This window comes from Cellulosimicrobium sp. 72-3 (assembly GCF_013127315.1).
Classification (GTDB): domain Bacteria; phylum Actinomycetota; class Actinomycetes; order Actinomycetales; family Cellulomonadaceae; genus Cellulosimicrobium; species Cellulosimicrobium funkei.
On sequence record NZ_CP053419.1, the window covers coordinates 634586 to 653509 of the forward strand.

The 18924-nt window shown below is 75.1% G+C and carries 15 protein-coding genes and 1 riboswitch; of the genes, 8 read left to right on the plus strand and 7 right to left on the minus strand.

What is annotated here, in order from left to right; genetic code table 11:
- Nucleotides 1-47 precede the first annotated feature (47 nt).
- A complete protein-coding gene (locus HKK73_RS02845; protein WP_232322631.1) occupies nucleotides 48-848 on the plus strand; it encodes a TetR/AcrR family transcriptional regulator in 801 nt (266 codons plus the stop codon).
- Nucleotides 845-2977, plus strand: a complete 2133-nt coding sequence (locus HKK73_RS02850) for an acyl-CoA dehydrogenase (protein WP_171467400.1) — start codon at nucleotides 845-847, stop codon at nucleotides 2975-2977. The genes HKK73_RS02845 and HKK73_RS02850 overlap by 4 nt, the downstream gene beginning before the upstream one ends.
- Before the next feature lie 274 nt (nucleotides 2978-3251).
- On the opposite strand, the gene HKK73_RS19050 is transcribed toward HKK73_RS02850, so the two are convergent.
- From HKK73_RS19050 to HKK73_RS02870, 4 genes are all read right to left on the minus strand, one after another.
- Nucleotides 3252-4316 (minus strand): DUF2599 domain-containing protein, encoded by a 1065-nt coding sequence (locus HKK73_RS19050; RefSeq protein WP_253705761.1) that lies wholly within the window; start codon nucleotides 4314-4316, stop codon nucleotides 3252-3254.
- Nucleotides 4313-4753: an NUDIX hydrolase gene (locus tag HKK73_RS02860; RefSeq protein WP_043657470.1), complete on the minus strand. Its 441-nt coding sequence runs from the start codon at nucleotides 4751-4753 to the stop codon at nucleotides 4313-4315. The genes HKK73_RS19050 and HKK73_RS02860 overlap by 4 nt, the downstream gene beginning before the upstream one ends.
- A 23-nt stretch (nucleotides 4754-4776) precedes the next feature.
- On the minus strand, nucleotides 4777-6252 hold the full coding sequence (locus HKK73_RS02865) for an APC family permease (protein ID WP_043657451.1): 1476 nt from the start codon (nucleotides 6250-6252) through the stop codon (nucleotides 4777-4779).
- Nucleotides 6253-6314: 62 nt separating this feature from the next.
- Nucleotides 6315-7436 carry an EamA family transporter gene (locus tag HKK73_RS02870; RefSeq protein ID WP_051028373.1) on the minus strand — a complete coding sequence of 374 codons (1122 nt, stop codon included), beginning with the start codon at nucleotides 7434-7436 and terminating at the stop codon, nucleotides 6315-6317.
- 91 nt (nucleotides 7437-7527) lie between these two features.
- Between HKK73_RS02870 and HKK73_RS02875 the strand changes: the two genes are divergently transcribed.
- From HKK73_RS02875 to HKK73_RS02885, 3 genes are all read left to right on the plus strand, one after another.
- Nucleotides 7528-8481 carry a LysR family transcriptional regulator gene (locus HKK73_RS02875; RefSeq protein ID WP_051028372.1) on the plus strand — a complete coding sequence of 318 codons (954 nt, stop codon included), beginning with the start codon at nucleotides 7528-7530 and terminating at the stop codon, nucleotides 8479-8481.
- Complete coding sequence (locus tag HKK73_RS02880) at nucleotides 8478-9026, plus strand: hypothetical protein (protein ID WP_043657442.1); 549 nt, start codon at nucleotides 8478-8480, stop codon at nucleotides 9024-9026. Before HKK73_RS02875 ends, HKK73_RS02880 begins: the two co-directional genes overlap by 4 nt.
- Nucleotides 9027-9096: 70 nt before the next feature.
- On the plus strand, nucleotides 9097-9483 hold the full coding sequence (locus tag HKK73_RS02885; protein ID WP_043657438.1) for a DUF1304 domain-containing protein: 387 nt from the start codon (nucleotides 9097-9099) through the stop codon (nucleotides 9481-9483).
- Nucleotides 9484-9535: 52 nt separating this feature from the next.
- On the opposite strand, the gene HKK73_RS02890 is transcribed toward HKK73_RS02885, so the two are convergent.
- Nucleotides 9536-9811, minus strand: coding sequence for a hypothetical protein (locus HKK73_RS02890; protein WP_034651373.1), 276 nt, complete (start codon nucleotides 9809-9811; stop codon nucleotides 9536-9538).
- 163 nt (nucleotides 9812-9974) lie between these two features.
- On the opposite strand from HKK73_RS02890, the gene purL reads away from it, so the two are divergent.
- Together purL and HKK73_RS02900 are read left to right on the plus strand one after the other, a co-directional pair.
- Nucleotides 9975-12347: a phosphoribosylformylglycinamidine synthase subunit PurL gene (gene purL, locus HKK73_RS02895; protein ID WP_043657435.1), complete on the plus strand. Its 2373-nt coding sequence runs from the start codon at nucleotides 9975-9977 to the stop codon at nucleotides 12345-12347.
- 171 nt (nucleotides 12348-12518) lie between these two features.
- Nucleotides 12519-13526 carry an endonuclease/exonuclease/phosphatase family protein gene (locus HKK73_RS02900; protein ID WP_171467401.1) on the plus strand — a complete coding sequence of 336 codons (1008 nt, stop codon included), beginning with the start codon at nucleotides 12519-12521 and terminating at the stop codon, nucleotides 13524-13526.
- An 83-nt stretch (nucleotides 13527-13609) separates the two neighbouring features.
- On the opposite strand, the gene HKK73_RS02905 is transcribed toward HKK73_RS02900, so the two are convergent.
- A complete protein-coding gene (locus HKK73_RS02905) occupies nucleotides 13610-16330 on the minus strand; it encodes an MMPL family transporter (protein WP_171467402.1) in 2721 nt (906 codons plus the stop codon).
- Nucleotides 16331-16424: 94 nt separating this feature from the next.
- A complete protein-coding gene (locus HKK73_RS02910) occupies nucleotides 16425-17147 on the minus strand; it encodes a TetR/AcrR family transcriptional regulator (RefSeq protein WP_253705762.1) in 723 nt (240 codons plus the stop codon).
- Between the two features lie 169 nt (nucleotides 17148-17316).
- Nucleotides 17317-17424: riboswitch (SAM riboswitch) on the plus strand.
- Between the two features lie 344 nt (nucleotides 17425-17768).
- Here HKK73_RS02910 and HKK73_RS02915 point away from each other — a divergent pair.
- Complete coding sequence (locus tag HKK73_RS02915; RefSeq protein WP_171467403.1) at nucleotides 17769-18923, plus strand: LLM class flavin-dependent oxidoreductase; 1155 nt, start codon at nucleotides 17769-17771, stop codon at nucleotides 18921-18923.
- The last annotated feature ends 1 nt before the right edge of the window (nucleotide 18924 follow it).

Consider the following 18924-nt stretch of genomic DNA (forward strand, 5'->3'; position numbering starts at 1 on the left):
GTGACGAGGTGCCGACGACATCGAGGTCGGGCGCAACGGAGGACGACGTGAACGCAGGTGCCGACGCGCGACCGGTCACCCGAGGGCGGGTGCAGCCGGCCGCCGCGGTCGACGGTCGGTCGACCCGCTGGGACGAGCACCGGGCGGCGCGCCGCGCGGAGCTCATCCGGGCGGCCAGCAAGGCGGTGCACCGGGGAGGCCCCGGGGTCTCCATGGACGAGATCGCGGCGGCGTCGGGTACGTCGAAGTCGATCATCTACCGCTACTTCGACGACAAGACCGGGCTCCAGGTCGCCCTGGGCTCCGCCGTCGTGGGGCAGATGCACGACGCCCTGACCCAGGCGGCCGAGGCCGCGGAGACGCCCAAGCGCGCGCTGCGCGCGATGGTCGGCGTGTACCTCGAGATGATCGAGAGCTCGCCGAACGTGTACTACTTCGTCACCCGGACGAGCGCCGTCGCGGGGACGGAGGAGCCCGCCGCCCAGCTCGCGGCGAGCGGCCTCACCCAGGGCGCGGGCGGCGCCGACCGCGCCCCGCTCGCCGCCTTCCTCGACTCGGTGATCGAGCTCGTCGCCGAGCCCTTCGCCCGGGTCACCGACGTCTCCCCGGCCGACGCCGCGGCGTGGGCCGCGGGCGCCGTCGGGTTCGTCCGGGGCGCCGGCGAGTGGTGGCTCGCCCACCGCGACCGCGCCGACGTCCCCGACCGCGAGCAGCTCACCGAGCGCGTCGCCGCGTGGCTGTGGGCCGGCCCCGTCGGCGTCCTCTCCCACAACCCGGGCGCGACCCGCCCGGACGCCGTCCGCCCTCCGCACCCGGCGACCGCCTCAGACCCCAAGGAGAAGCCATGACCGCCACGTCCGACCGTCCCGCGCTCGCACCGCGCACGACGAGCGCCGGCGACGCGGGCCCGACGTCGCAGGGCCCCGCCCGCGTCGACGTCGCCGCCCTCGAGAAGATCCTGCTCGGCCGCTGGGCCGACCTGCGCGCGGCGGCGCGCGCGACCGCGGGCGAGGAGGCGTTCCAGCGCATCGAGGGTCAGAGCCTGCGCGAGCACCGCGAGCGCGTGCTGGAGCAGATGCACCTGCTCGTGGGCAAGGGCCAGGTGTGGCGCGGGTACCCGGAGCGCCTCGGCGGCGCGGACGACGCGGGCGGCAACCTCGCCGGGTTCGAGGAGCTCGTCGCGGCCGACCCGTCGCTGCAGATCAAGGCGGGCGTGCAGTGGGGGCTGTTCGGCTCGGCGATCCTGCACCTGGGCACGCCCGAGCAGCAGGACCGCCTCCTGCCGGGCGCCATGGACCTCTCGGTGCCGGGCGCGTTCGCGATGACGGAGATCGGCCACGGGTCCGACGTCGCGAGCATCGCCACCACGGCGACGTACGACCCGGAGACCGAGGAGTTCGTCATCCACACCCCGTTCCGCGGGGCGTGGAAGGACTACCTCGGGAACGCGGGCGTGCACGGCGTCGCCGCGGTCGTGTTCGCGCAGCTGATCACGAAGAACGTCAACCACGGCGTGCACGCGTTCTACGTGCCCATCCGCGACACCGCGGGTGAGCGCGACGAGCTCGGCCGGCTGCCCTTCCTGCCCGGCGTGGGCGGCGAGGACGACGGCCAGAAGGGCGGCCTCAACGGCATCGACAACGGGCGCCTGCACTTCGACCACGTGCGGGTCCCGCGCACCGACCTGCTCGCCCGCTACGGCTCGGTGGACGCCGACGGCACGTACTCCAGCCCCATCGACAGCCCCGGACGCCGCTTCTTCACGATGCTCGGCTCGCTCGTCCAGGGCCGCGTGTCGCTCGACGGCGCCGCGGTGACCGCGGCGAAGCTCGGCCTCGCGATCGCGGTGCGGTACGCGAACGAGCGCCGCCAGTTCACGGGGGCGACGCCGACGGAGGAGGTCGTGCTCCTCGACTACGGCACGCACAAGCGTCGCCTGATCGTCCCCATCGCGGAGACCTACGCGGCGCACTTCGCGCACGACCGCCTGCTCGACCTGTTCCACTCGGTGTTCTCCGGCGAGGAGGACACCCCGGAGCAGCGCGAGGACCTCGAGACGACGGCGGCCGCGCTCAAGGCGACGAGCACGCGGTTCGCGCTCGACGTGCTCCAGGAGACGCGCGAGGCGTGCGGCGGGGCCGGATTCCTCACGACCAACCGCATCACGAGCCTGCGCGCGGACCTCGACGTGTACGCGACGTTCGAGGGCGACAACACCGTGCTGCTCCAGCTCGTCGCGAAGCGCCTGCTCGCGGACTACGGCAAGCAGTTCAAGGGCATCACCCCGGGCCAGATGGCACGCGTCGTCGTCGAGCGCGCGGGCGACATGGCGCTGCACCGCACGCCGCTCAAGCGGGCCGCCCAGGCGCTCGCGGACGTCGGCGACCCGCGCCGCGCGGCCGGCCACCTGCGCGACCCCGAGACGCAGCGCGCGCTGCTCACCGACCGGGTCGAGACGATGGTCGCGGACGTCGCGCAGGCGCTGCGCCCGGCGCAGAAGGCCGACCCGGAGACGGCGACGAACCTGTTCAACGCCCACCAGGTCGAGCTCGTCGAGGCGGCCCGCGCCCACGCGGAGCTGCTGCGCTGGGAGGCGTTCACGCAGGCGCTCGGCACGATCGAGGACGCGGGCACGCGCGAGGTCCTCACCACGGTGCGCGACCTGTTCGGCCTGAGCCTCGTCGAGCGGCACCTCGCCTGGTACCTGCTCAACGGGCGCCTCTCGACGCAGCGCGCGCGCACGGTCACGAGCTACCTCGACCGCCTCATCGACCGGCTGCGTCCGCACGCGCAGGACCTCGTCGACGCCTGGGGCTACGGCCCCGAGCACCTGCGCGCGACGATCGCGACGGGCATCGAGAAGGAGCGCCAGGACGAGGCGCGCGACTACTACCGGCGCCTGCGCGCGAGCGGCGACGAGCCGCGGAGCGAGAAGTCGCTGCGCAAGGCCGCGAAGGGCGGCCCGCAGGCCCGCTGACCACCCCGGCGCCGTCCTCGGCGCCACCCCGGAACGTCCTCGGCGTCGCAGGCGGAGCGGTACCGCTGCCGAGGGTCAGGCCCGGGCGGCACGACGTCCACCAGCCGTCGCGCCGCCCGGGCCGTTGCCGTCTCGGTCTCCGTCCCGGTCGCCGAGCACGAGGTTCGTGTCGTTCCGAGGCGCGTGCCGACAGGAACCTCGTGCTCGACGGGGAGGGACGTCGTGCTCGGCGGCCGAGCCGGTGCGCGGGCCGCAGTCGGGTCGACGGCGGTGGTCAGACGGGGTTGCAGCGCGCGGACATCGTGGCGAGCAGCCCGACGTCGGGCCGCCAGGGCTCGAGGTTCCACGTCGCCTTGTCCGGGGCGCCGACGGCGTGGCACACGAGCTGGTCGTGCATCGTCGGGGTGTCGGCCTCCGGCTCGGCGGCGACGACCTGCGCCCACACGAGCTCACGGCCCGCCTGCCCGGCGGCGCGGGCCCACGCCGTCGGGTCGACGGCGAGCGATCGGCCGCCCTCGCGTTCGCCCCAGCCGGTGCTCCGCACCGCGCGCGTGCCGAGCGGGACGACGACGTCCCACGCCGCGGCGGCGTCCGGCGTCGCGGTCCCATCCGCGTCCCCGGCGGGAGCGCCCGCCGCGTCGTCCGCGTCCGACGTCGTCCCCGCGGTCCCCACGAGCGTCACCTCCGCGCGGTGGGCGTCGACGAGCGCGACCCGGACGCGCGGGGTCCCGGGCGCGGGGGTGCTCGCCGCGGGGCCGGCGTCCGCGCCGTCGGCCGCCCCGCTCGCCGCCCCGCTTGCGCCGTCCGCGCCGTCCGCGCCGGGCGTGCCCGGCGCGCCGTGCCGGCCCACGACGCGCGGGGCGCCGAGCCCGCCGACGGGCGTGCCGCCGTCGTCCAGGACGGTGAGCGTGCCGTCCGCGTGGCGCACGAGCGAGCCGCCCTCCACCGAGACCACGGCGGCGGCACCCGCGAGGGCGAGCGTGACGTCGGACGCACCCTCGGCGTCGGCCGTGACGCGGGGAGGCGTCGCCCCGCCCGACGTCGGCGGGAGTACGGCGAGCTCGACCGTCGCCGTCCCCACGGGAACGCGCACGGACGCGGGCTCGGTGTCGCCGTGCCGGTCGCCGTCCGGGTCGTCCGCGGCTCCGCCGTCCTCGGTGGTGGCGCCCGGGCCGGGCGACGGGACCTGCACCGGTGCGGACGTCACCACGTCCGGGTCCGGCGCCGGGGTGCCGGGCGTGCACGCGGCGAGCGCGGCCGGGACGAGGACGGCGACGGCGAGCGCGCCCAGCACCGTCGTCCCGGGCAGCCCGCCGGCCACCCGGCGCGAGCGGGTCACGACGGCACGGGGAGCAGGCCGGCCCAGCGGCGGGCCACGTCGACGAGGCCGACGCGGTCCAGCGCGTCGACCTCGTCGGGCGTGAACCAGCCGACGTCGTCGGTCGACTCGTCCTCCTCGACGCGCAGCTCGCCGCCCACCACGTGGGCCCGGTAGACGATGCGGATCGCGTGCAGCGACCGGTCGCGGTCCTCGGGCCGGATCCGGTCGGCGGCGTCGATCACGAGGCTGTCGACGCCGAGCAGGCCGTCGAGCTCGACGTCGTAGCCGGTCTCCTCGCGCACCTCGCGGACGGCCGCGGCGGCGGGGTCCTCGCCCGGGTCGATGCCGCCGCCGGGCAGCGTCCAGCCGCCGCGGTCCCCCTCGCTCCAGTGGGGGAGGAGCATCCGGCCGTCCTCGCGGACGACCACGGCGTAGGCGGCGACACGGGTCTGCATGGACCCATCATGCGCGACGGCGGTCACCGCCCCGGGCCGTCGTCGTCGACGTCGTCCTCCAGGCGCGACACGTCGGAGAACGCGATCCGGCGGTGGCGCACCGAGCGGTTGTAGAGCCACGTGACGAACGAGAGCACGACCCCGAGGGCCACGAGCGCGCCCGCGATGACGTACTGCTCCTGCTGCTCGGCGCTGCGGGCCCACGGCCCGGCGAGGTACGCGCACGTGAGGGCGCCGAGCACCGCGAGCCAGGTGCGGGTGCGGAAGTGCTCGTGGTCGACGCGGTCGCGGCGCAGCACGAGGAGCGCGATGTTGACGATCGTGAAGACGGCGAGCAGGAGCAGCGACGTCGTCCCGCCCAGCAGGGCGACCGCGTTGGTGCCCGCCGCGGTCCCGGACTGCCGCACGACGTACACGATGAGCGCGAACGCGATGGCCGTCGTCACGAGGATCGCGACCCACGGCGTGCGGCGGAACGGGTGCACCTGGCCGAACGCGCGCGGCAGCACGCCCTGGTTCGCCATGCCGTAGAGCAGGCGGGACGCCATGAGCATGTTGATGAGCGCGGAGTTAGCGACGGCGAACATCCCGATGAACGGGAAGATCGTGTCGAACGGCAGGTTCGGCGCGCCCGCCGCGACGACCTGCGTGAGCGCGGACCCCTTGGCGTCGTCCGTGAGGTCGCCCACGGGGACGAGCGCGACGGCGGTGATCGCGACGAGCACGTAGATCGCGCCCGTGATCGAGAGCCCGGTGAGCATCATGCGCGGGAAGTCCCGCACGGGGTTCTTGCACTCCTCGGCCATGTTCACGGAGTCCTCGAACCCGACCATCGCGAAGAACGCGAGCGTCGTCGCGGCGGTGACGGCGAGGAACACGCTCTTGTCGTCGGCGCTCTCGAACACGACGACGCGCGAGAAGTCGGCGCGGCCCTGCGTCGTCGCCCACAGCCCCACGAAGATGACGAGCAGGAGGCCGGACAGTTCGACGAGCGACAGCACGACGTTCGCCTTGACGCTCTCCCCGACCCCGCGCAGGTTGACGAGCGCGACGAGGGCCATGAAGGCGAGGGCGATGAGCAGGCGCCCGTCCCCGCCCGTCGGCAGCTCGAGCCCGAACCCGTCGGAGACGAACCCCGCGAACGCGTTGGACGCCGTGGAGGCCGACGTGATCCCGGAGCTCATGACCATGAACGCGACGACGAACGTCAGCAGGTGGATGCCGAACGCCTTGTGCGTGTAGAGCGCGGCGCCCGCGGCGCTCGGGTACTTCGTGACGAGCTCGAGGTAGGAGAACGCGGTGATCGTCGCGACGACGAACGCGAGCAGGAACGGCAGCCACGCCGCCCCGCCGACCTCGCCCGCGACCTGGCCGGTGAGCGCGTACACGCCTGTGCCCAGGATGTCCCCGACGATGAACAGCAGGAGCAGCTTGGGCCCCATGACGCGCTTGAGCTCCGGTTGCTGCCGTTCCTCCGTGCGGCCCGCGGTCTCGCTCATGAGAGGCTCCCTCGCGTCTCGGACGTCCCGGACTCCCATGGAACCCCCGCGCGGGCGTCCTGTCAGCGCGAACGCGCGCGTGTCCCGGTCGGACCGTCGGTCGCGGTCGCGTCGGGGCGCCCGGGAGCGGAGGGCGGGTCGGTCGCGACGAAGGACGCCGCCGCGTCGGGCGCGACCGCCGTGCCGGGGACGGCCGTCGCGCCGGGCGCGACCGCCGTGCCGGGCGAGCGCCGTCGCCCGAGGACGCCCGTCGTCGTCGCGACACCCAGCAGGAGCACGACGCCGCCCACCACCTCGGCCGCGTTCGGCACCTCGTCGAGCACGAGCCACGCGGCGAGCATCCCGACCGGCGGCACGAGCATCGTGAACGGCACGACCGCCGACGCCGGGTACCGCGCGAGGAGCGTGTTCCAGATCCCGTAGCCCACGAGGCTCGCGAGCCAGGCGGTGTAGAGGGTCGACAGGACCGGCGCGAGCGTGAGGTGGGTGAGCGCGTGCCCGACGGCGTCCGGCCCGTCGAGCGCGAGCGACAGCCCGAGCATGGGGACCGGCACCACGAGCGCCGACCACACCGTCATCGACAGCCCCTCCAGCCCGGGCCGCGAGGGAGAGCCCTGGTCGCGCGAGGTAGAGCCCAGGTCGCGCGGGGTAGAGCCCTGGTCACGCGAGGGAGAGGCCAGGTCGCGGCGGCTCCCGGCGCGTCGGGCGACGACGTTCCCCACCGCCCACGACGCCGCGGCGGCGAGCGTCACGACGAACGCGAGGGCCGGCGTCGAGGCGCTGCGGCCCACGCCGACGACGACCAGCCCGGCCGCGCCGACCAGCACGCCCACGAGCTGCGCACGCGTCGGGACCTCGCGCAGCGCCGCGGCGGCGAACACCACGGTGAGCCCGACCTGGGCCTGGAGCACGAGCGACGCGAGCCCGGCGGGCATGCCGAGCGCGAGCGCGGTGTACAGCAGGCCGAACTGGCCGAGGCTCATGAACGTGCCGACCAGCAGCACGTCCCGCCACCGTGCGCGCGGCCGCGGGACGAGGAAGACCGCCGGGACCAGCACGACGAGGAAGCGCAGGGCGACGAACAGCGTCGGCGGCACGTCGCCGAGCCCCAGGTCGATGACGACGAAGTTCACGCCCCAGACGACGGCGACGAGGACGGCGAGGAGGGACGGGCGCAGCGGCATGGCATCGAGGGTGCGCCCGTCGCACCGTGAACGTCCAGCGCACAGTGATGAACGGTTCTCGGTAGCGACGCTTCCGGTTAGGATCGGACGCATGATCGACCTCGCCGCCGTGGACGCGCTGCTCGCCGTCGAGCGCACCGGCACCGTGCACGCCGCGGCGCGCGACCTCGGGTACACGCCGTCCGCCGTCTCGCAGCAGGTGAAGCGCCTGGAGCGCGACCTCGGCGCGCGCCTGCTCGACCGCGAGGGCCGCGGCGTCGTGCTCACGGCCGCGGGGCGGCGCGTCGTCGAGGAGGGTCGCGCGCTGCGCGAGCAGGTCGAGTCGCTGCGGGCCCGCCTGCACGACGCCGGCGCCCGCCCCACGGGGACCGTGCGCCTCGGGTCGTTCTCGACGGCCGTGCGCGGCGTCGTCGCACCGCTCCTCGCGCAGGTGCGGGACGACGTGCCGGACCTGCGCCTCGTCGTCGAGGAGACCGAGCCGTGGGACGCCGTCGCGGCCGTCGCGGCGGGCACCCTGGACCTCGCGCTCGTGCACCACTGGGAGGGCGTCGGCCTCGCGCTGCCCCCGAGCCTGCGCGCCGAGGAGCTGTTCCGCGACGAGGCCGACGTGCTCGTGCACGCGTCGAGCGCGCTCGCGGGGCGGGAGGCGCTCACGCCGTCGGACCTGCTCGACGAGACGTGGGTCTGCACGCCCGACGGCACCATCTGCTACGAGTGGTTCTGCCACATGTTCGCGCGCGAGCCGCGCGTCCCGCGCATCGACTTCCGGTGCCTCGAGTTCGCGTCGCAGGTCGAGGTCGTGGCCCAGGGCCTCGCCGTCGCGCTCGTGCCGCGCCTCGGGCGCGGCCCGCTGCCGGCCGACGTCGTCGCCGTGCCCGTGCGCGAGCCCGTCCCGACCCGCCCGGTCACGGTCGTGTGGCGCGCGACCATGACCGAGGCCCCCGCGGTGCGCTACCTGCGCGAACGCCTCCGCGCTGCAGGAACTCGGCACGGTCGCGGGCCGTTAGGAACCCCGAGCACACCTGCCGACGAAGGGGCACGATGACCGAGCACGCGCCGACCCGACGGGTCGCCGACCCGCGCACCGTGGCGATCGCAGGGCTGTCCACCGTGGCGTGGTACGCCGTGCCCGACGTCGTCCGCCCGCGCTGGGCGCGCGCGCTCGTCAAGACCGCGGTCGGGACGGCCGCCGTCGTGCTGACGTTCACCTCGACGACCGAGGGGACCGAGGCGCGCGAGGGCCTGCGCTCCCTGCGCGACGCCGCCCGCGAGGCGGACGCGGACGGGGCCGACGCGACGCCCGGGACCACGACCGCCGACGGCGCCCCGCGGGAGGACAACACCTGGGCGACGGCCGACGACGACACCACGCCGGTGCCGGCGGGCGTCGCCGTCGCGGGCGCGGCGGCCGGGCTCGCGCTCGCGACGACCCTCGTGGTCGCGGGGGAGAAGTGGGTCTACCGGCGCGGGGAGCGGCTGCGCGACCGCGGCGTGCGCCTGCCGCACACGCGCGTCGGGCTCGTGGTCGGCGCGCTGGCCGTGGCGCTCGCGGCGGCGGAGCCGCTCCTGTGGAACGCTGAGGAGCGCTGAGGCAGCGACACCCGGTCGGCACGCCGGGGTCCGCGCACCGTGCGGCCTCGCGGACCGGGAGGGGCCGACGATGATCGGGTTCGGGCTGGCGCTCGCGGGGGTCGCCGCGGCGATCCACGTGTACATCTTCGTCATGGAGTCGCTCACGTGGACGAGCGCCCGCACGCGCGCCACGTTCGGCACGTCCCCGGAGGAGGCGGCCGCCACGCGCGAGATGGCCTTCAACCAGGGGTTCTACAACCTGTTCCTCGCGGTGCTCGTCGTGCTCGGCATCGTCCTGTACGCGGTGGACCGGCAGGACGTCGGCCTGACGCTCGTGGTCGCGGGGGCCGGGTCGATGGTCGCGGCGGGGCTCGTGCTGATCCTCTCGTCGCCGTCGAAGGCGCGCGCGGCGCTCGTCCAGCTCGTGCCGCCCGCGCTCGGCGTGCTGGCGATCGTGCTGGGGCTGACGATCTGAGCCGTCCTGCGCCCCACGGTGGCCGCGCTCGGAGTCGCGGTCGCGGTCGTGGTCAGCAGGACGCGGCGACGCGCATGGCGCTGAGCATCTCGAGGCGCGACAGGATGCGCTCGCGCTCGGCCTCGAGCTCGTCCCGGTAGCGGCCCTCCGCCGGCTCGACGGTCTCGACGGCCCCGCGGCCCACGTAGGAGCCCGTGCGCCGGGAGTAGCCGTTGAGCTGGCGCTCGACGAGCGTGAGCTCGTGGCCGAGCCGCTCCAGGTGCGGGTCGAGGAGGTCGCTGGTCCTGCTGCGGGCGGTGCCGGACGTCGGTTCGAGAAGGGTGGTCACCCCTCCATCGGAACCCGGAAACCCGGTTTCCGCACGGCGAGACGCTCGTCTCACTTCTCGGTCGCCCGCGACGCGAGACGCCCGGACGGCCTCTCCCTGGGCGCCGGTAGACTAGCCGCGCGCCGTCGTGCGCTCCCCGCTCAGCGCCCACCCGAGGGAAACGATGACCGCCCCCGCACCCCAGGCTTCCGCACGCTCCGAGGCTCGTCCCGCCGCGCCGACGCTCGACACCGTCGAGCATGCCGCCGCCACGCCCGACGAGGTCCAGCCGTTCGCCGAGCTCGGCCTCAAGCCGGACGAGTACCAGCGCATCCGCGACATCCTGGGGCGTCGCCCCACGGCCGCGGAGCTCGCGATGTACTCCGTCATGTGGTCCGAGCACTGCTCGTACAAGTCGTCCAAGGTCCACCTGTCGAAGTTCGGCGCGGCGACCACGGACGAGATGAAGAAGCACCTGCTCGTCGGCATCGGCGAGAACGCGGGCGTCGTCGACATCGGTGACGGCTGGGCCGTGACGTTCAAGGTCGAGTCGCACAACCACCCGTCGTTCGTCGAGCCCTACCAGGGCGCCGCGACGGGTGTCGGCGGCATCGTGCGCGACATCATCTCCATGGGCGCGCGCCCCGTCGCCGTCATGGACCAGCTCCGCTTCGGCGCCGTCGACCACCCGGACACGGCGCGCGTCGTGCACGGCGTCGTGAGCGGCGTCGGCGGGTACGGCAACAGCCTCGGCCTGCCGAACATCGGCGGCGAGCTCGTCTTCGACTCCTCGTACCAGGGCAACCCCCTCGTCAACGCGCTGTGCCTCGGCGTGCTGCGCCACGAGGACATCCACCTCGCCAACGCCTCGGGCGTCGGCAACAAGGTCGTGCTGTTCGGCGCCCGCACGGGCGGCGACGGCATCGGCGGCGCCTCGATCCTCGCCTCGGAGACGTTCGAGGACGGCGTGCCCGCCAAGCGCCCGAGCGTCCAGGTGGGCGACCCCTTCATGGAGAAGGTCCTCATCGAGTGCTGCCTCGAGCTCTACGCGGCGCAGGTCGTGGAGGGCATCCAGGACCTCGGCGCCGCCGGTATCTCGTGCGCGACGTCGGAGCTCGCCTCGAACGGCGACGGCGGCATGCACGTGTGGCTCGACGACGTCCTGCTGCGCGACCCGACGCTCAACGCGGGCGAGATCCTCATGTCCGAGTCGCAGGAGCGCATGATGGCGGTCGTCGCGCCGGAGAAGCTCGACGAGTTCCTCGCCATCACCGCCAAGTGGGACGTCGAGACCGCCGTGATCGGCGAGGTCAACGACTCCGGGCGCCTGACGATCGACCACCACGGCGAGCGCATCGTCGACGTCGACCCGCGGACCGTCGCGCACGAGGGCCCGGTGTACCACCGCCCGTACGCGCGCCCGTCGTGGCAGGACGGGCTCAACGCCCGCACCGTGGACGCCGACGCGCTCGCCCGCCCCGAGAGCGGCGACGAGCTCCGCGCGACGGCCTTGCGCCTCCTCGCGTCGCCGAACCTCGCGTCCAAGGAGTGGGTGACGAACCAGTACGACCGGTTCGTCCAGGGCAACACCGCGCTCGCGCAGCCTGACGACTCGGGCGTGGTCCGCGTCGACGAGAGCACGGGCCTCGGCGTCGCGCTCGCGACGGACGCGAACGGCCGCTACGGCAAGCTCGACCCGCGCACGGGCGCCCGCCTCGCGCTCGCCGAGGCGTACCGCAACGTCGCGACGACGGGCGCCCGCCCGCTCGCCGTGACCGACTGCCTCAACTTCGGCTCGCCCGAGGACCCCGACTCGATGTGGCAGCTCGTCGAGGCGATCGAGGGCCTCGCGGACGCGTGCCGCGAGCTCGGCGTCCCCGTGACGGGCGGCAACGTGTCGCTCTACAACGGGACCGGCGAGCCGGGGCAGATCGACTCCTCGATCCACCCGACCCCGGTCGTGGGCGTGCTCGGCGTGCTCGACGACGTCGCCCACGCCACGCCGTCGGGCTGGCGCGAGACGGGGGAGAGCATCTACCTCCTCGGCACCACGCGCGCGGAGCTCGACGGCTCGGCGTGGGCCGACGTCGAGCACGGCCACCTGGGCGGCGTGCCCCCGCGGGTGGACCTCGCGGCCGAGAAGGCGCTCGCGGGCGTCCTCGTCAACGCGAGCCGCGACGACCTCGTGTCGGCCGCGCACGACCTCTCCGAGGGCGGGCTCGCGCAGGCGCTCCTCGAGGCGTCGCTGCGCTTCGGCGTCGGGGCCACCGTGTCGCTCGACGCGCTGACCGAGCGCGACGGCGTCACCCCGTTCGAGGCGCTGTTCTCCGAGTCGACGGCCCGCGCGCTCGTCGCGGTGCCCCGCGGCGAGGAGTCCAAGCTCGTCGACGCGTGCGTCGCGCGCGGCGTCCCCGTCCTGAAGATCGGCGAGACGGGCACCGAGCCCGGCGCCGTCGCCGAGTCGGGCGAGGCGCTCGAGGTCGCGGGCCTGTTCACCGTCCCGCTCAGCGAGGCGGACGCGGCCTTCCGCGGCACGCTGCCGGCCATCTTCGGCTGACACCCGCTCCACCGACGCCCCGGTCACCGCACGGTGGCCGGGGCGTCGTCGTCCGGTCTCGGCGGACGGGCGGGACGTTCGGGACGGGCGGGGGGCGGGTTCCGTGGAGATCGCCGGGCGGGCCGGTGGGGCGGGTCGCGGCGGCGGGGCCGGCGCTGCGAGAGTCCGGGCATGACCTCGGCCACCACGCGCCTCCCGCCCGCGCGCGTCACGACGCGGCGCCGACCGGGCGGCCGACCCCTCACGGTCGTGCTCGCCACGGGCGCCGTCGCGGTGCTCCTTCTCACGCTCGTGCGCATGCTGCCCGACGACGCGTGGACGCCCGTCGCGCAGCTCGTCGGGTTCACGCCGTTCGTCGCCCTGGGCGCCGTCGCGGGGCTCGTGCTCACGCTGCTCGCGCGCCGGTGGCTGCTCGCGGCGCTGCTCGCGGTCTGCGTCGCCGTCCAGGCGGTGTGGCTCGTCCCCGCGTTCGTGCCCGGCCCCGCGCCGCCCGACGACGCGGTGACGCTGCGCGTGATGGGCGCCAACACCTGGTACGGCGCGGCGGACGCGGAGGCGCTCGTCGACCTCGTCCGCACCGAGGACGTGCAGGTGCTCGCCGTGCTGGAGCTCACGACGGACCTGCGCGAGCGGCTCGTCGCGGCGGGGATCGAGGACGTGCTGCCGTACAGCGCCGACGGCAAGGTCGGGCGCGGCGCCATGGGCAGCGGGCTGTGGAGCGCGCTGCCGCTCCGCGACGTGGACGTCGAGCCGTTCTCGAACGACGCGATGCCGTCGGCGACGGTGGAGGTCGACGGCGTCCCGGTGCGGGTCACCGCGGTGCACCCGATCCCGCCGATCCCGGAGTACGTCGACATCTGGCACGAGGAGACGGACGCGCTCGCCGAGCGCGCGCACGGCGACCCGCTGCCCCAGGTGCTCGTCGGCGACTTCAACTCCACCCACGACCACGCGACGTTCCGCCGGCTGCTCGGCGACCGGTTCCACGACGCGACGCGCGCCTCGGGCGGCGGGCTCGACCTGTCGTGGTCGCCGCGCCCCGGCGTCGTGCCGCCGCTGCTCAACCTCGACCACGTGGTGACCGACCGCGAGAACGTCGTGACCGACGTCGACTCGCTGCACGTCGTGGGCAGCGACCACCGCGCGATCGTCGCGACGGTGCACGTGCCCCGCCCCTGACGACGACGGACCCGGCGCCACCGGCCGACGAGCGGGCTCGCTCGTCGACCGGTGGCACCGGGTCCGGTGGGGGCTCCGCGGCCTCAGCCGCGCGCGGTCTCCGGCTCGGTCGCGTCCGGGCCGGTGGTGCCCGGCTCGGTGCCGGCGTCGTGCGCGCCGCCCTGGGCCGCCGGGTCGGTCGACCCGTCGAGGTGGTGCGGGTGCCGGCGCTCGAGCGCGGCGCCCTCCACGTCGACGTCGGGCAGGATGCGGTCGAGCCAGCGGGGGAGCCACCACGCCTTGTCGCCCACGAGGTGCATGAGCGCCGGGACGAGCAGCATCCGCACGACGAACGCGTCGACCAGCACACCGAACGCGAGCGCGAACCCGATGGGCCGGATCATCGCGCTGTGCGAGAAGACGAACCCGCCGAAGACGGAGATCATGATGATCGCCGCGGCCGTCACCACGGCCCGGCCCGCGCGGACGCCCTGCACGATCGCGACGCGCGCGGGGGCGCCGTGCGCGTACGCCTCGCGCATCCCCGAGCCGAGGAAGAGCTGGTAGTCCATCGCGAGGCCGAACAGGATGCCGACGAGGATCGTGGGCAGGAAGTTGAGGATCGGGCCCGGCGTCTCGACGCCGAACACCCCCGCGAGCCAGCCCCACTGGTAGATCGCGACGACCCCGCCGAGCGCGGCGAAGTACGACAGGATGAACCCGAGCGTCGCGACGACCGGCACGAAGATCGACCGGAACACGAGCACGAGGATGACGAGCGACAGCCCGACGACGACCGCGAGGTAGATCGGCAGGGCCTGCGCGAGCTTCTCCGAGATGTCGATGTTGCCGCTGGCCGAGCCCGCGACGCCGAGCGTGACCTCGCCGTCGAGCGGCTCGAGGGCGCGCAGCGCGTGCACGAGCTCCTCGGTCGACTCGCTCGTCGGGCCCTCGGCCGGGATCACCTGGAACGCCGCGACCGTGCGGTCCTCGGACGTCCCGATCGGCGCGACGGCCACGACGTCGTCCTGGGCGAACAGCTCCTCGGCCACGCCGACCTGGTACTCGAGCGCCTCGGCCTGGGTGGGCTCGCCCGGCAGGTCGGCGACGACGAGCAGCGGCCCGTTCGTGCCCTCGCCGAACTCCTCGGCGACGGTCGAGTACGCGCGGTACTGCGTGGAGTCGTGCGCCTCGGACGAGCCGTCGGGCAGGTTGGTCCGCAGGTCGAGCGCGGGCAGGGCGATCACGCCGAGCGCGACGACGGAGAGCAGGGCCGTTCCCACCGCGCGGACGGTCGACATGGGGCGCACGGGCTCCGCGGCGGGCAGGCCGCCCGCGGCGCCCGGCTCCGACGACGCGGTCCCGGCCGACGCGCCCGTCGACGCGCCCGTCGAGGCGCCCGACGACGCGGCGGGCCCGGCGTGCGCGGCGCGCTCGCGGCGGCTGAGGATCCGCGGGCCGATCATGCCGAGCAGGGCCGGCGTGAGCGTGACGGCGATGAGGACGGCGATCGCGACGCACAGCGCACCGACCGTGCCCATGAGGCCGAGGAACGGGATGCCGGTGACGTTGAGCGCGAGCAGCGCGATGAGCACCGTCGCCCCGGCGAACACGACCGCGTTGCCCGACGTGCCGTTCGCGAGCGCGATCGACTCGTGCAGCTCGTCGCCCTGCTTGAGCTGGCGCCGGTGCCGGTTGACGATGAACAGCGAGTAGTCGATCCCGACGGCGAGGCCCAGCATGAGGCCGAGCACCGGCGTCACCGACGACATCTCCACCACCCCGGACAGCGACATCGCGGCGAGGGCGCCGATCCCGACCCCGATGAGGGCCGTGAGGATCGGCAGGCCGGCGCCCACGAGCGTCCCGAGCATGACGACGAGCACGATCGCCGCGACGACGAGGCCGACGGCCTCGCCCACGCCGAACACCTGCGGCACGCCCTGGGCGATGTCGGACGAGAAGTCGGTCTGGACGCCGTCGACCGGGTCGTCGGCGAAGACGGCCACGAGGTCGTCCTTCGTCTGCTGGTCGATGCTCATGTTCGGCTCGGTGAACGTCACGTTCGCGACCGCCGCGCTCCCGTCCGTGGACACGAGGCGGATGTCGGACGCCATGTCGAGCAGGGGAGCGGAGAGCTCGAGCTGCGCGGACTGCTCCTCGAGCGTCGCGCTCTGGTCCTCCAGCGCGGTGACCTGCTGGTCGAGCGTCGTGGCCTGCGACTCGAGCGTGGCGCGGCCCGCGTCGATCTCGGCCTGCTGCGCGTCGAGCTGCGGCGCCGCCTGCTCCAGCGCGCCCGCGGCCTCCGCCTGGGCACGTGCGGTGTCGAGCTGGGCCTGGCCCGCGTCGAGCTGGGCGCGCGCGGCGTCGACCTGCTCCTGCGCGGCGGCGAGCTGCGCGCGGCCGTCCTCGATCTGCTCGCGTCCCGCGGCGATCTGGGTGCGGCCGTCGTCGATCTGCTTCCGCTGGTCGGCGAGCTCCTCCTGCGTCGCGAACGGGTCGACGACCGACGCGACGCCGTCGACCTCCTCCGCCGCGGCGAAGCGGTCCGCGATCGCCGCCTCCTGCTCGGGTGTGAACGGCGCGCCGTCCTGCGTCGCGAGGACGATCGTGCCGCTCCCGCCCGACGCCTCGGGCAGCGCGGTCTGGAGGCGCTCGGTGACGTCCGCGGTGGGGGTGCCGGGGATCGAGAAGCTGCTCGCGAGCGTGCCGCCGAACGCGACGAACGCCGCCCCGGCGAGCACGAGCACCGCGAGCCACGCGGCGAGGACGGTCCGCGCGCGGCGCGCGCACGCGCGGCCGAGGCGGTAGAGGAGTTCAGCCATGAGGGTCCTTCGGTGGGAGTCCGGTGGCGGGTGCGCCCGGGGTGGCGGGTGCGGTGCTGCGGGAGAGGTGGTCGCGGGGAGGGTGCGGCTCGCGTCAGACGGGGTCCGCCCAGCCGGCGCGGATCCGTTCGACGAGGCGGTCGAGCAGGCCCGACCACACCGCGCGCGAGGCGTCGTCGTCGGCGGCGCCGGTCTCGGCCCACCAGCGACGCTGGATGACGAGGACCCCGGCCATCAGCGCGCCCACCAGCATCTCGATCTCGAGCGGGTCGACGTCCGGGTGCCGGCGCGTGGTCGCCGCGACGAGGCGCTCGGCGAGGTGGGTGAAGGTGCGCACGACCATCGTCGTGACGCGCGGCGTGGGCTCGGTCGCGGTACCGCCGAGGGCGCGCGTGAGGTAGGCCATGGGGCCGACGAGGTCCGTGCCGCGCAGCGCCGCGGTGACGTCGTCGAGGGGCGTGGGGCGGTCGGTGCCCGGCTCGGCCGCGCTCGCCCCGAGCGTCTCGACGACGCTGCCCAGCACGTCCTCGCAGACCTCGACGACGACGTCGTCGAGCGACGCGAAGTGGTTGAAGATCGTGCGGCGCGCGACGTCGGCGCGGGCCGCGAGCTCGTCGACGGTGAAGCGCGCGCCGCCCTTCTCCTCCATGAGCGACGCGGCGGCGGCGACGATCGCACGGCGGTGGCGCGCGCGCAGGGCAGCGCGACGGTCGGGGGCCGCGGCGTCCGGGCCGGGGACGTCCGCGCTCGGCGCGTCCGGGGTCACGGCGCCCGTCGCGGGCGCGGTCGGGCGCTCGGGTCCGGGGAGGAGAGGCACCTCTTGACACTAGGTGCATCGATGCACTCGGTGCAAACGGGCACTTCTGCTGCTCAAAGTTGACCGATCGAGTCCAGTATGTGGGAAGGTCCCGGCGGTGCGTTGACACCCTCTCCGACCGCTCGTAGGTTCCCGGCAACCGAGGTCCACGGACCCCGGCACAGGACATGGTCATGAGCTCCGACGCGAAGCCCCGGCTCGTCGGACGGCAACCCTCCCGCGTGGCGGGGTGCCCCGGGTGAGGACCAGGTCCCGCGTCGCGCGACCTGCGCGGTGCGGGGCAACACGCGGCGCCCGGAGACGGGCACGAAGGAGACGGACGATGGACCGGCGAGAGTCGAGCACCGCGGTGAGCACCCCGCACGCGCCGACGTGCCCCTGTCCGGTCCGCGGTGCGGCCGTCGTCTCCTGTCCGGTCGGCGCCCCCGCGCGCGTCACCTGTTGTCGCTGACGACGCCCCGCTCCTGACGCCGCGCGCCCCCGCGCGCACGCCCTGACGGGCCTCCCTCCGGCCTCCCGGCCCCGCCCTGCCGCCCCGCGGCGGGGCGACCCTGCCCACCCCCGGCACCCCGCCGCGCCCTGAGCGCGCGGCCGGCGCCTGTCCCAGAACGGATCCTCGCGATGCCCGACCCCCGCCCCGCCCGTACCGTCCACCTGGGCGTCGACCTCACCGACGCCGGTGCGCACCCCGCCGCCTGGCGGACCGTAGGCTCCCAGGCCCAGCGCCTGTTCGACGCCAAGCGCCTCGTCGAGCTCGTGGCCACCGCCCAGCGCGGCCTGCTCGACCTCGTCACGCTCGACGACGCGTTCACCCTCCAGCCGGGCCGCAACGGGTCCGTGCGCGGCCGGCTCGACGCCGCGCTCGTCGCGTCCCGGCTCGCGCCGCGCAGCGCGGGCATCGGCCTCGTCCCGACCGTCACCACCACGCACACCGAGCCGTTCCACGTCTCCAAGGCGGTCGCGACGATCGACCACGTGAGCTCCGGCCGCGCGGGATGGCAGGTCGGGTGGTCCACGACCCCGGCCGAGGCCGCGGCCTTCGGACGCAAGGGCGCCCAGGACGAGCCCGAGGCCGTGGCCGAGGCCGACGAGGCGGTCGAGGTCGTCACGCGGCTCTGGGACTCGTGGGAGGACGACGCCGAGATCCGCGACGTCGCGACGGGCCGGTTCGTGGACCGCGAGAAGCTGCACTACGTCGACCACGAGGGCATCCGGTTCGCGGTCAAGGGGCCGTCGATCACGCCGCGCCCGCCGCAGGGCCAGCCGCCCGTCGTCGTGCGGGCGAGCACGCCGGCGTCGCTCGACCTCGCGGCCCGGCGGGCCGACGTCGTGCGGGTCCGCGCGGCGACGCGGGACGAGGCGGTCGCGCTGCGGGCGCAGGTGCGCGACGCCGCCGCGGACGCCGGGCGCGACCCCGACGGGCTGCGGGTCCTCGTGGACGCGTACGTCGTCGTGGGGGACACGCGCGCGAGCGCGCAGGCCCGCCTCGACCTGCTCGAGGACCTCGAGGGCGTCTCGTGGGACACCGACTCGCTGACGCACGTCGGCACGGCGCGCGACCTCGCGGCGACGGTCGAGGAGTGGGCGCACGCCGGTGCCGCCGACGGCTTCCTGCTGCGGCCGTCGTCGCTGAGCACGGACCTCGACGCGATCGTCGACGGGGTCGTGCCGCTGCTCCAGGGCGTGGGCCTGTTCCGCACCGCGTACCCGGGCACGACGCTGCGCGACACGCTCGGCCTCCCGCACCCCGCGAACCGCTACGCGGCGATCGCCTGAG